The organism is Microbacterium sp. NPDC055357 (genome assembly GCF_053644835.1).
The window spans coordinates 325178-337848 of record NZ_JBSHLZ010000001.1 but is presented as its reverse complement, the minus strand read 5'-3'; the positions used below and the strand labels follow the sequence as shown (position 1 = coordinate 337848).

The window sequence follows — 12671 nt, the reverse complement described above, 5'->3', positions numbered from 1 at the left end:
TGACATGACCCACCGTGACGACATGACCCTGACCTCCTCGGGCTTCTTCGTGAGCCAGGAGGCGCCGATCCACTCCGACGATCCCGTCCCGACCCCCTCCGCGCCGGCGCCCGACATCCTGCGGTGCGCCTACATGGAGCTCGTCGTGACCGACCTCGCCGCTTCGCGCGACTTCTATGTCGACGTGCTCGGCCTCACCGTGACGGCCGAGGACGACGACGCCGTCTACCTGCGCTCGCTCGAGGAGTTCATCCACCACAACCTCGTGCTGCGCCAGGGCCCCGTCGCCGCCGTCGCCGCGTTCTCGTACCGCGTGCGCACGCCGGAGGACCTCGACAAGGCGGTCGCGTTCTACGAAGAGCTCGGCTGCGACGTGCGCCGCAATCCCGAGGGCTTCACGAAGGGCATCGGCGACTCCGTGCGGGTCACCGATCCGCTGGGCTTCCCGTACGAGTTCTTCCACGACGTCGAGCACGTCGAGCGGCTCGCCTGGCGCTACGACCTGTACACGCCCGGTGCGCTCGTGCGGCTGGACCACTTCAACCAGGTGACCCCCGACGTGCCGCGTGCCGTGAAGTTCATGCAGGACCTCGGCTTCCGCGTCACGGAGGACATCCAGGACGAAGAGGGCACGGTCTACGCGGCATGGATGCGTCGCAAGCCGACCGTGCACGACACCGCCATGACCGGCGGAGACGGCCCTCGCATGCACCACGTCGCCTTCTCGACGCACGAGAAGCACAACATCCTCGCCATCTGCGACAAGCTCGGCGCCCTGCGGCAGTCGGATCGCATCGAACGCGGACCGGGCCGGCACGGAGTCTCGAACGCGTTCTACCTCTACCTGCGCGACCCCGACGGGCACCGCGTCGAGATCTACACGCAGGACTACTACACCGGCGACCCCGACAACCCCGTCGTGACGTGGGACGTGCACGACAACCAGCGCCGCGACTTCTGGGGCAACCCCGTCGTTCCGTCGTGGTACACCGAGGCGTCGCTCGTGCTCGACCTCGACGGCAATCCGCAGCCGCTGGTCGCGCGCGAGGAAGAGAGCGAGATGGCAGCGACGATCGGCGCCGACGGGTTCTCCTACACGCGACGCGACGAGGGCGAGGAGTCGATGCCCGATTACAAGAAGGGCGAGTTCAAGCTGGGCAACCAGCTCTGAGCCCCACCAGTCCGGTCGCTGAGCCTTGCCGAAGCGTCGACCCTTCGGCAAGCTCAGGGACCACCAAGCTCAGGGACCACCCTTCGGCAAGCTCAGGGACCACCAAGCCCAGGGACCACCCTTCGGCAAGCTCAGGGACCACCAAGCCCAGGGACCACCAAGCTCAGGGACCACCAAGCTCAGGGACCGGTGGAGAGACCAGTGGACGCGATGAACACCAAGGAGGACGGATGCTGGACCCAGAAGTGATCGCCGCGATCGCGGACGAACTCGCCGAAGCAGATCGCACGCACGGCGTGATCCCGCGGATCACGGCGCGCTACCCCGACGCGACGATCGAGGATTCCTACGCGATCCAGGGCGTGTGGCGTGACAAGAGCATCGCGGCCGGGCGCCGCCTCGTGGGCCGCAAGATCGGACTGACGTCGAAGGCCATGCAGGATGCCACCGGCATCACCGAGCCCGATTACGGCGTCATGTTCGACGACACCGTGTATGCGACGGGCGCGGACATCCCCGCTGACCACTTCTCGAACATCCGCATCGAGGTCGAGCTCGCGTTCGTGCTGAAAGAGCCGCTCGCGGGCCCGGACTGCACGCTCGAGGACGCGCTCGCCGCGATCGACTACGCCGTGCCCGCGCTCGAAGTGCTGAACTCGCACATCGAGATGGAGGGGCGCACGATCGTCGATACGATCGCCGACAACGCCGCGTACGGCGCCATGGTGCTCGGCGACGTGCACAAGCGCCCCGACGAGATCGACCTGCGCTGGGTGCCGGGCGTGCTCGCGCGCAACGGCGAGATCATCGAGACGGGTGTCGCGATGGGCGTGCTCGGGCACCCCGCGACGGGCGTCGCGTGGCTCGCGAACAAGTTCCACCAGCACGGCGCGCGTCTCGAGGCGGGCGAGATCATCCTCGCGGGATCGTTCACGCGCCCGATGTGGGTGTCGCGCGGCGACGAGGTGCGCTGCGACTACGGACCGATGGGAGTCATCGAATGCCGCTTCGTCTGACACCGACCTTCCGCGACCGGCTCGGCGAAGCCACGCGCCCGCTCGCGGGCATGTGGATCTGCTCGGGCTCGCCGCTGGTCGCCGAGATCGGCGCCGGCTCTGGCCTGGACTGGCTGCTGATCGACATGGAGCATTCCCCCAACGGGCTCGAATCCGTACTCGCGCAGCTGCATGCCGTGTCGGCGTACCCGGCGACTCCCGTCGTGCGGGTGCCGATCGGCGACGTCGTGACGATCAAGCAGGTGCTCGACCTCGGTGCGCAGAACCTTCTGGTGCCGATGATCTCGTCGGCCGACGAAGCCCGCGAGGTCGTCGAGGCCGTGCGGTATCCGCCACGCGGCCGACGGGGCGTCGGGTCGGCGCTCGCGCGCTCGGCCCGCTGGAACCGCATCGACGACTACCTCGCGAACGCTGACGACCACGTCTCGCTGTACGTGCAGATCGAGACGGCGGCCGGTGTCGACGCCGCTGCCGGGATCGCGGCGGTCGACGGGGTGGACGGCGTCTTCGTGGGCCCGAGCGACCTCGCGGCATCCATGGGTCTTCTCGGACAGCAGACGCATCCCGACGTCGTCGCCGGTGTGCACCGCGCGTTCGAGGCGGTGAACGCCGCCGGAAAGCCCGTCGGCGTCAACGCCTTCGACCCGGGCGCCGCCCAGTCCTACCTCGATGCGGGCGCCGCTTTCGTGTTGGTCGGCGCCGACGTGGCGCTGCTCGCTCGCGGATCCGAAGCCCTCGCCGCACGGTGGAGCGCGGGCGGCGAAGGGGAGCGCGCCTCGTACTGAAGCCTCTTCCACTGACCCCACGGTTCCGATATCGTCCGGGGCATGACGCCCGCCATCGGTGTTGACGGTCCGGCTTCCGACGCTCTGCTGAAGGTCGGCAGGTTCTTCACGCGGTGGGAGGAGACATCCGACGGGCGTGCCGTGTTCCGTGAGGGCGGGCGCGAAGGAGACGCGTTCTACCGCGAGCGCTGGAGCCACGACAAGGTCGTCCGTTCGACGCACGGCGTCAACTGCACGGGCTCGTGCTCGTGGAAGGTCTACGTCAAAGACGGCATCATCACGTGGGAGGCGCAGCAGACCGACTACCCGTCGGTCGGCCCCGATCGCCCTGAATACGAGCCCCGCGGTTGCCCCCGCGGGGCTGCTTTTTCGTGGTACACCTACTCGCCGACGCGCGTGCGCTACCCGTACGTGCGCGGTGTTCTGCTCGAGGAGTACCGCAGAGCGAAGGCGCGCACGGGCGATCCCGTCCTCGCCTTCGGCGAAGTGACGAAAGATCCCGAGACCCGGCAGAAGTACCAGCGCGCGCGGGGCAAGGGCGGTCTCGTACGGGCATCGTGGCGCGAGGCGGTCGAGCTCGTGGCGGCCGGTTACGTCCACACGATCAAGGAGTACGGTCCCGACCGGGTCGCCGGGTTCTCGCCGATCCCCGCCATGTCGATGGTGTCGCACTGCATCGGCACGCGATTCACCCAGCTCGTCGGCGGCGTCATGACGTCGTTCTACGACTGGTACGCCGATCTGCCGGTCGCCAGCCCCCAGGTGTTCGGCGACCAGACCGACGTGCCCGAGTCGGGTGACTGGTGGGATGCCACCTACCTCATGATGTGGGGCTCGAACGTGCCCGTCACGCGCACCCCCGACGCGCACTGGATGGCCGAAGTGCGCTACCGCGGCACGAAGGTCGTGACGGTCTCGCCCGACTACGCCGACAACACGAAGTTCGCCGACGAGTGGCTGCCCTGCCAGGCGGGCACCGACGCGGCGCTGGCGATGGCGATGGGGCACGTGATCCTCAAGGAGCGCTACGTCGACCAGCGCGTGCCGTTCTTCGTCGACTTCGCCCGCACCTACACCGACCTGCCGCACCTCATCACGCTCGTGCCGCACGCGAGCGGCGGTCTCGTGCCCGGCAAGTTCCTCACGGCCGCCGACCTCGGCGAGACGGCGCCCGAGGACGCCTGGAAGACGGTCGTGCTGGATGCCGCGTTGGGCGAGCCGCGCGTGCCGAACGGCTCGCTGGGGTTCCGCTATGCCGAGTCGGGCGAAGGCCGGTGGAACCTCGACCTCGGCGACGTGCTGCCGGCGCTGTCGGTGCGCGACGCGAAGGTCGCGGAAGAGCCCACCGAGGTGCTCTTCCCCCGGTTCGACGCCCCCGACGGCTCGGGCGACGTGCTGCGCCGCGGAGTGCCGGCGACCCGGGTGAACGGCGTGCTCGTGACGACGGTGCTCGACCTCATGCTCGGGCAGTACGGCGTCGGCCGCGACGGGCTGCCGGGCGACTGGCCGACGGGCTACGACGACGCCTCGACCCCCTACACCCCCGCGTGGCAGGAGGACATCACGGGCGTTCCCGCCGAGGCGTGCACGCGCATCGCGCGCGAGCTCGCGCAGAACTCGGCCGAGTCCAACGGCCGCACGATGATCATCATGGGCGCCGGGATCTGCCAGTGGTTCCACGGCGACGCGACGTATCGGTCGATCCTCGCGCTGCTGATCCTCACCGGCGCGATGGGGCGCAACGGCGGCGGCTGGGCCCACTACGTCGGCCAGGAGAAGTGCCGCCCCATCACGGGCTGGCTGTCGCTCGCGAACGCCCTGGACTGGGCGCGCCCGCCGCGCACGATGATCGGCACGGCCTACTGGTACATGCACACCGACCAGTGGCGCTTCGACGGATACGCCGCGGATGCGCTGGCCTCACCGCTGCACGAGGGCAACCTCACCGGCATGCACACCGCGGACACGATCGCGCAGTCCGCGCGCCTGGGGTGGATGCCGTTCTATCCGCAGTACGACGCGAACCCGCTCGATCTGGCCGATGAGGCCGCTGCCGCCGTCGATGCGGGCGAAGCGAAGGATGCCGCATCCTATGTCTCGTCGCGGCTCGTCGACGGCACCCTCAAGACCGCGATCTCCGACATCGACGCGCCCTCGTCATGGCCCCGTCTGCTCACCCTGTGGCGGTCGAACCTGATGGGCTCATCGGCCAAGGGCAACGAGTACTTCCTCAAGCACCTGCTCGGCACCCACCACAACGTGATGGGCGCCGAAGAGGCGACCATCCGGCCGCAAGAGGTGGCCTGGCGCGACGAGGCCCCCGAGGGCAAGCTCGATCTGCTCGTCTCGGCCGACTTCCGCATGACGTCGACGACGCTGCTCTCCGACGTCGTCTTTCCCGCCGCCACCTGGTACGAGAAGCACGACCTGTCGTCGACCGACATGCACCCCTTCGTGCACGCCTTCACCCCCGCGATCGACCCGCCCTGGGAGGCGCGCAGCGACTTCGACCTGTTCCACGCGGTCGCGCGCGAATTCTCCGAGATGGCCAAGACGCACCTCGGTGTGCGCCGCGACATCGTGTCGGTGCCCGTCCAGCACGACACCCCCGGAGAGACGGCGCAGCCCGGTGGCGTCGTGCGCGATTGGGCGCGCGGTGAGGTTCCGCCGATCCCGGGCAAGACGATGCCGGCGCTGGCTGTCGTCGAGCGCGACTACACGGCGGTCGCCGACAAGCTCGCGACGGTCGGACCGCTCGCCGACAGCGCCGGGTTCACGATCAAGAACGTCACCTACGACGTGTCGGCCGAGGTCGGACTCCTGGCGCAGAAGAACGGGGTCATGCTCGGCGGCGCGGGCGACGGGCGGCCCGCGATCGACACCGACGTCAAGATGGCCGAGGCGATCCTGGCATTCTCGGGCACGACCAACGGCGAACTCGCGGTGCAGGGCTTCACGACGCTCGAGAAGCGGGTCGGCAAGAAGCTGCACGATCTCGCCGAGGGGTCGGAGGAGAAGCGCATCACCTTCGCGATGACGCAGGCCGCTCCCATGCCCGTCATCACCTCACCGGAATGGTCGGGGTCCGAGACCGGCGGCCGGCGCTACGCCCCCTTCACCGTCAACATCGAGCGGCTCAAGCCCTTCCACACCCTGACGGGACGCATGCACTTCTACCTCGACCACGACTGGATGCGCGATCTCGGCGAAGCCCTGCCGATCTACCGACCACCGCTGGACATGCACCGCCTGTTCGGCGAGCCCAAGCTCGGGCCCGACGGACGTCAGCAGGTGGTCGTGCGCTATCTCACGCCGCACTCGAAGTGGTCGATCCATTCGGAGTACCAGGACAACCTGTTCATGCTGTCGCTCTCGCGCGGCGGGCCGACCGTGTGGATGAGCCCCGCGGATGCCGCGGCGATCGGCGCCGCCGACAACGAATGGGTCGAGTGCGTCAACTCCAACGGCGTTCTCGTCGCCCGCGCGATCGTCTCGCACCGAATGCCCGAAGGCGTCGTCTACGTGCATCACGCGCAGGAGCGCACGATCGACGTGCCGAAATCCGAGGCGACGGGCCGGCGCGGCGGCATCCACAATTCGGTGACGCGTTTGCTCGTGAAGCCGACGCACCTCATCGGCGCATACGCGCAGCTCTCGTACGCGTTCAACTACCTGGGCCCGACGGGCAACCAGCGCGACATGACGGCGACGATCCGCCGTCGCAGCCAGGAGGTGACCTACTGATGCGTGTCATGGCCCAGATGGGCATGGTGATGAACCTCGACAAGTGCATCGGATGCCACACCTGCTCGGTCACGTGCAAACAGGCCTGGACCAACCGGGCCGGCACCGAGTACGTGTGGTTCAACAACGTCGAGACCCGACCGGGGCAGGGGTATCCGCGACGGTACGAGGACCAGGAGACCTGGCGCGGCGGGTGGACCGTCACCAAGCGCGGACGCCTCAAGCTGCGCACGGGTTCCCGGCTCAGCCGGCTGCTCACGATCTTCTCGTCGCCCGTGCAGCCCAAGCTCGAGGACTACTACGAACCCTGGACGTACGACTACCGCACCCTCATCGATGCGCCGCTCGGCGACGATTTTCCCGTCGCGCGGCCGAAGTCTCTCATCACGGGCGAAGACACCCAGATAACGTGGTCGGCCAACTGGGACGACGACCTCGGCGGCGCGACCGAGATGGGCCATCTCGATCCGATGGTCGAGAAGGTGCGGCGCGAGTCCGAGGACAAGATCAAGTTCCAGTTCGAGCAGACGTTCATGTTCTACCTGCCGCGAATCTGCGAGCACTGTCTCAACCCGTCGTGCATGGCGTCGTGCCCGTCGGGGGCGATCTACAAGCGCAGCGAAGACGGCATCGTGCTCGTCGATCAGGACCGCTGCCGCGGCTGGCGCATGTGCATCACGGGCTGCCCGTACAAGAAGATCTACTTCAACCACAAGACCGGCAAAGCCGAGAAGTGCACCCTGTGCTATCCGCGGCTCGAGGTGGGCCTGCCGACGGTGTGCTCCGAGACGTGCGTGGGGCGCCTGCGATACCTCGGGCTCTTCCTCTACGACGCCGACCGGGTCACCGCCGCCGCCGCGACCCCCGACGAACGCGACCTGTACGAAGCGCAGCTCGATCTCATACTCGACCCCGACGACCCCGAGGTCATCGCGCAGGCTCGCGCAGACGGGATCCCCGACGACTGGATGGATGCCGCGCGCCGATCCCCCGTCTACATCCTCGCCAAGAAGCACAAGGTCGCGCTGCCCCTTCACCCCGAGTACCGCACGATGCCGATGGTCTGGTACATCCCGCCGCTGTCGCCCATCGTCGACCTGCTGAGCGAGCAGGGCCACGACGCCGAGTCGGCCGGCACCCTGTTCGGCGCGATCGAGGCGCTGCGGATCCCGGTCGAATACCTCGCCGAGATGTTCACCGCCGGCGACACCGCCGTCGTGACGGAGGTGCTGCGCAAGCTCGCCGCGATGCGCGCGTACCTGCGCGACATGACGCTCGAGCGCGAACTCGACGAGTCGATCCCCGCGTCGGTCGGCATGGACGGCGAATCGATCTACGCGATGTACCGGCTGCTGGCGATCGCGAAATACGAGGACCGGTACGTCATTCCCACGGCCCACTACGAGCAGGCGCACGAGCTCGAGGAGCTCGGCTGCTCGCTCGACTTCGACGGCGGCCCGTACGAGAGCGCGTCGGGACCGTTCGGCGAGGCGAGCGGCCTGCCGACCCCCGTCGCGGTCGAGACCTTCCAGGCGCTGCAGGAGCGACAGACCTCCGGCGCGATGGCCAGCGGCGAACAGCTGCGCGGTCGCGTCAACCTGCTCAACTGGGACGGCAACGGCAGCCCCGACGGGCTGTTCCCCGAGCGCGGCGCCGACGGCGGGACGCCGACATGAATCGCGCCGTCGTCTATCAGGCCGCCTCGATCGTGCTGAGCTATCCCGACGACGACATCCTCGCCCTGCGGGAGGTCGTGCGCCGCGCGCTCGACGAGTCGGCGCGGGGTGCATCCGCCTCCTTCGCTCCCCTGCTGGAGTGGTGGGATGCCTCGACGCCCGAGGCCGTGCAGACCTCCTATGTCGACACGTTCGACATGTCCAAGCGGCACGCGCTGTACCTGTCGTACTGGACCGACGGCGACACGCGTCGGCGCGGACAGGTTCTCGCCGACCTCAAGCGCCGCTTCCGTGAGCAGGGCCTGGAGATCTCGGGCACGGGCGAGCTGCCCGATCACGTGCCCCTCGTGCTGGAATTCGCCGGCAGCAGGCCCGAAGCGGGGGCAGCGGTTCTGCAGGAGTACCGCGCGAGCCTCGAGCTCATCCGCCTCGCCCTCGCCGAGCGCGCATCACCGTATGCGGGCGTCGTCGCGGCGGTCTGCGCGACGCTGCCCGGACGGTCGCCGCAGGACCGGCAGCAGGCGATGGCGATGGCCGCCCAGGGCCCGCCGACGGAGACCGTGGGCTTGGACGCGTACGACCCGAGACTCCTGCCGATGGCGAGCGGAGGGCGCTGATGGATCTGTTCCTGTGGGGCATCCTGCCGTACATCATGGTGGCGATCCTCGTCGGCGGCCTGATCTGGCGCTACCGCTACGACCAGTTCGGCTGGACGACCCGCTCCTCGGAGCTGTACGAATCGCGGCTGCTGCGAATCGGGTCGCCGCTGTTCCACTTCGGCATCCTCGTCGTCGTGATCGGCCACGTGATCGGGCTGGTCATCCCCGAGTCCTGGACAGCGGCGGCCGGCGTGACCGAGGACACGTACCACGTCGTCGCCCTCAGTCTGGGCGGCGTCGCGGGCTTCGCGACGTTCGTGGGCATCGGCATCCTCATCTACCGGCGCCGCACGACGGGGCCCGTCTTCATGGCCACGACGAAGAACGACAAGCTGATGTACGTCGTGCTCCTCGCGGCGATCGTCGCCGGGCTCGCGACGACCGTCATCAGCGTCTTCGACCCGCATCCCGACCAGAACTACCGCGAGACGGTGTCGCCCTGGTTCCGGTCGCTGTTCGTCTTCCAACCGCAGATCGAGGCGATGGCGGCTGCGCCCTTCGCGTTCCACCTGCACACGCTCATCGGCATGGCGCTGTTCATCATCTGGCCCTTCACGCGGCTCGTGCACGCCTTCACCGCACCCGTGCACTATCTCTTCCGCCCCTACATCGTCTACCGCTCCCGAGATGCACGCCCGACGACCGCGGGCGCGACGAAACGCGCCTGGGCGCCCATCGGGACCCCCGATCGCGGCGAGCGCCGACCGAGCCGACGGAGACGTCGATGAGCGCCCCGGCGCCCGCCGCCGACGCGCTGCCCGGCCGCGGGCGCAACCTGGGACTGGCGCTGCTGGCCTTCACGATGACCTTCTGGGCCTGGAACATCATCGGCCCGCTCGGGGTGAGGTACGCCGACGAGCTCGACCTCACCCCGACGCAGCTGTCGGTCCTCATCGCGACCCCCGTGCTCGTCGGGTCGCTGGGGCGCATCGTCACGGGTGCTCTGACCGATCGCTTCGGCGGCCGCGCCATGTTCACGATCTTCACCGCGATCTCGGCCGTCCCCGTGCTGCTGGTGCTGTGGGCGGGCGAGTCCGGCTCGTACGCCCTGCTCATCGTCGTCGGCTTCGTGCTCGGCATCGCCGGGACCACGTTCGCGATCGGCATCCCGTTCGTCAACGCGTGGTATCCGCCCGCCAAACGCGGCTTCGCGACGGGCCTGTTCGGCGCGGGAATGGGCGGCACGGCCCTGTCGGCGTTCTTCACACCGCGGATGGTGCAGTGGTGGGGATACACCGCGACGCACATCGCGATCGCGGGCGCGCTGCTCGTCGTCGCCGTCATCGTGTGGTTCGGGATGAAGGACTCCCCCGCGTGGAAACCCAATCGCGACCGCGTCGTGCCCAAGCTCGCGGGTGCCGGCAAGCTCGCCGTCACCTGGCAGATGGCCTTCCTGTACGCCGTGACGTTCGGCGGCTTCGTCGCCTTCTCGACCTATCTGCCGACCTACCTCAAAGAGGTGTACGGCTTCGACCTCGCCGACGCGGGTGCGCGCACGGCGGGATTCGCGATCGCCGCCGTCGTCGCGCGTCCCATCGGCGGATGGCTCTCGGACCGGATCGGTCCCGCCACGATCCTGGGCATCTCGCTCGGCGGCGCGGCCGTCATGGCGGTCGTCATCTCGCTCAAACCTCCTCCCGAGCTGCTCGCCGGGGCGACCTTCGTCGGGATGGCGGTCTTCCTGGGGCTGGGGACCGGAGCCGTGTTCACGTGGGTCGCGCAGCGGGCTCCCGCCGAGCGCGTCGGATCCGTGACCGGCATCGTCGGGGCGGCGGGCGGCCTCGGCGGCTACTTCCCGCCGCTGGTGATGGGTGCGACGTACGACACGGCGACGCACAGCTATACGACGGGACTCCTGCTGCTGTGCGCGACGGCGATCGTGGCGCTCGCCTTCACGATCTTCCTCGGAGCCCGCTCGCGGCAGCGTCGTCCCTGAGCGATCGGCGTCAACGGCCGAGCATGCGCAGTTGCAGCATCGCGGTGAACCGCGCATCAGCGTCGCCGAGGTCGAGCCGGCCGACCTCGGCAGCCTTGCGCAGCCGGTAGCGGAACGTGTTGGGATGCACGAACATCGTCGCCGCCGCACGCCCGACGTCACCGAAGTGGTCCAGCCACGCACTCAGGGTCGCGACGAGGTGGCCGCCCGCGCGATCATCGTGCTCGACCAGGCGCGCGACGGCGCCCGTCACGACGTCACCGCGCGCCGCGACGAGATCCCTCAACTCCAAGAGCAGCGATTCGGTCAGCACATCCGCCATGCGCGCGACGAGGCGCACGGGGCGGTCATCGGACGGCGGATGCTGCTCGCGGAGCACCCGCAGCACGCGCTGTGCCGCGGCGCGCGACCGCGCGACACCGGCGATGTCGTCGGCGCACGGGCCGACGGCGATGACGGCCGGCATGCGCGTGCCCACGCGCTCGAGGAAATCCCGGGCGATCCGCACGGCGCGCACCTGGTCGTCATCGCCCGCGACGGGGAGCAGACCGTAGACGGTGTCGCCCACGAGCGCCGCGGCCGAGCCCGGCCGCACCGCCGACAGGTGCACGGCGAGCGCATCGGCGAAGCGCTCCCGGTCGGCGAGGAGCTGCTGGTCATCCCGTGACGCCCCGTTCGGCGTCGCCGCCGTGAGGGATGCCGCCACGACGCTGACCGGCTCGCCCGCCAGACTCAAGCGCTCGAGGGCGTCACGCGCACCGGCGCCGCCCTCGAGCGCCGTGCTCACGAGCTCGGCGCGCAGGCGCCGCTGCACGTCGGCGCCCGCGCGCACGCGCAGCAGATGGAGCGCCACGAGCTTCGCCGCATCGCGCAGGGTCGCGACGCGCTCGTCGGTGAGCGGCCCGTCCATCGCCGCCCAGATCGAGCCGAGCATCTCATCGCCCGCGCGCACGGCGATCGCGACGCGCTGCGTCGTGACGCCCTCTCCGAGCTGGATCGGATCGATCACGACGGGATGGTCGTGACGGTACAGCTCGCGGAACACCCCGAGCTCGGTCAGCGTCCGGGCGTAGCGCTCGGGCACCTGGCGCCCGATGATCGTCTCGGCGCGCGAGGGGTCGGCCTCGTCCTGTCGTCCCGAGAAGGCGAGCACACGCGATGAGCGGTCTTCGATCGTGATGGGGGCGTCGAGCAGTGCCGCGATGGCGTTCGCGACCGCGAAGAGGTCCCCTGAAGGAAGCCCGCCAAGCGATTCGATCTGCTCTTCGCCGACGTCGTCTTCGGCCAGGAGCGACCGCAGCAGGGCCGCGAGCTGCGTCCAGGTCGCACCGCGCGCCAATCCGAGCAGCGTGACGCCCCGTCGATCCGCCGCGGCGCGCACGGCGTCGGTCACCGGAACGGGTGAACGCACGACGACGGCCGCGATCGAGCGCGGCGCGAGGTCGTCGAGCAGCGCCGTCAGGCCCGCGGCATCCTGGATACCGATCCCCAGAACGATCGCGTGCTCGGGGTAGACGGGTTCGTCGGCGGGGTCATGGATGACGACACCTCCGACGAGCCGCGCCGCGTCGATGCCGCCGTGCGCGATCTCGAGCAGCGTGATGCCGAGGTCGTCGTAGATGCGGCCGAGACTGGACCGCGCGAAGCCGTGCTCCGGAGCGGATGTCATGAGCGGGAGCATATC

The 12671-nt window shown here is 69.3% G+C and carries 9 protein-coding genes; 8 read left to right on the top strand and 1 reads right to left on the bottom strand.

The window, feature by feature from the left end; genetic code table 11:
• Positions 1 to 4 precede the first annotated feature (4 nt).
• The 8 genes from hpaD (at position 5) to ACWICD_RS01310 (ending at position 10987) form a co-directional block, all read left to right on the top strand.
• On the top strand, positions 5 to 1171 hold the full coding sequence (gene hpaD / locus ACWICD_RS01345) for a 3,4-dihydroxyphenylacetate 2,3-dioxygenase (protein WP_454139045.1): 1167 nt from the start codon (positions 5 to 7) through the stop codon (positions 1169 to 1171).
• A gap of 230 nt (positions 1172 to 1401) precedes the next feature.
• Positions 1402 to 2187: a 2-keto-4-pentenoate hydratase gene (locus tag ACWICD_RS01340; protein WP_454139044.1), complete on the top strand. Its 786-nt coding sequence runs from the start codon at positions 1402 to 1404 to the stop codon at positions 2185 to 2187.
• Positions 2172 to 2972: an HpcH/HpaI aldolase family protein gene (locus ACWICD_RS01335; RefSeq protein WP_454139043.1), complete on the top strand. Its 801-nt coding sequence runs from the start codon at positions 2172 to 2174 to the stop codon at positions 2970 to 2972. The genes ACWICD_RS01340 and ACWICD_RS01335 overlap by 16 nt, the downstream gene beginning before the upstream one ends.
• Positions 2973 to 3014: 42 nt before the next feature.
• Positions 3015 to 6716 carry a nitrate reductase subunit alpha gene (locus ACWICD_RS01330; RefSeq protein WP_454139042.1) on the top strand — a complete coding sequence of 1234 codons (3702 nt, stop codon included), beginning with the start codon at positions 3015 to 3017 and terminating at the stop codon, positions 6714 to 6716.
• On the top strand, positions 6716 to 8392 hold the full coding sequence (gene narH, locus ACWICD_RS01325; protein WP_376129198.1) for a nitrate reductase subunit beta: 1677 nt from the start codon (positions 6716 to 6718) through the stop codon (positions 8390 to 8392). The genes ACWICD_RS01330 and narH overlap by 1 nt, the downstream gene beginning before the upstream one ends.
• The gene (narJ, locus tag ACWICD_RS01320) at positions 8389 to 9009 is read left to right on the top strand and encodes a nitrate reductase molybdenum cofactor assembly chaperone (RefSeq protein ID WP_454139041.1); all 621 of its coding nucleotides are present in this window, start codon (positions 8389 to 8391) and stop codon (positions 9007 to 9009) included. The genes narH and narJ overlap by 4 nt, the downstream gene beginning before the upstream one ends.
• On the top strand, positions 9009 to 9779 hold the full coding sequence (narI, locus tag ACWICD_RS01315) for a respiratory nitrate reductase subunit gamma (RefSeq protein WP_376129195.1): 771 nt from the start codon (positions 9009 to 9011) through the stop codon (positions 9777 to 9779). Before narJ ends, narI begins: the two co-directional genes overlap by 1 nt.
• Positions 9776 to 10987 (top strand): nitrate/nitrite transporter, encoded by a 1212-nt coding sequence (locus ACWICD_RS01310; protein WP_454139040.1) that lies wholly within the window; start codon positions 9776 to 9778, stop codon positions 10985 to 10987. The genes narI and ACWICD_RS01310 overlap by 4 nt, the downstream gene beginning before the upstream one ends.
• Positions 10988 to 10997: 10 nt before the next feature.
• Here the strand turns inward: ACWICD_RS01310 and ACWICD_RS01305 are convergent, their stop codons facing one another.
• Positions 10998 to 12656, bottom strand: a complete 1659-nt coding sequence (locus ACWICD_RS01305) for a PucR family transcriptional regulator (protein WP_454139039.1) — start codon at positions 12654 to 12656, stop codon at positions 10998 to 11000.
• Between the last annotated feature and the right edge of the window lie 15 nt (positions 12657 to 12671).

Bases quoted from the DNA above. Each gene is read 5' to 3' on its own strand.
- hpaD (WP_454139045.1), top strand. From the start codon at position 5: ATGACCCACCGTGACGACATGACCCTGACCTCCTCGGGCTTCTTCGTG.
- ACWICD_RS01340 (WP_454139044.1), top strand. From the start codon at position 1,402: ATGCTGGACCCAGAAGTGATCGCCGCGATCGCGGACGAACTCGCCGAA.
- ACWICD_RS01335 (WP_454139043.1), top strand. From the start codon at position 2,172: ATGCCGCTTCGTCTGACACCGACCTTCCGCGACCGGCTCGGCGAAGCC.
- ACWICD_RS01330 (WP_454139042.1), top strand. From the start codon at position 3,015: ATGACGCCCGCCATCGGTGTTGACGGTCCGGCTTCCGACGCTCTGCTG.
- narH (WP_376129198.1), top strand. From the start codon at position 6,716: ATGCGTGTCATGGCCCAGATGGGCATGGTGATGAACCTCGACAAGTGC.
- narJ (WP_454139041.1), top strand. From the start codon at position 8,389: ATGAATCGCGCCGTCGTCTATCAGGCCGCCTCGATCGTGCTGAGCTAT.
- narI (WP_376129195.1), top strand. From the start codon at position 9,009: ATGGATCTGTTCCTGTGGGGCATCCTGCCGTACATCATGGTGGCGATC.
- ACWICD_RS01310 (WP_454139040.1), top strand. From the start codon at position 9,776: ATGAGCGCCCCGGCGCCCGCCGCCGACGCGCTGCCCGGCCGCGGGCGC.
- ACWICD_RS01305 (WP_454139039.1), bottom strand. From the start codon at position 12,656: ATGACATCCGCTCCGGAGCACGGCTTCGCGCGGTCCAGTCTCGGCCGC.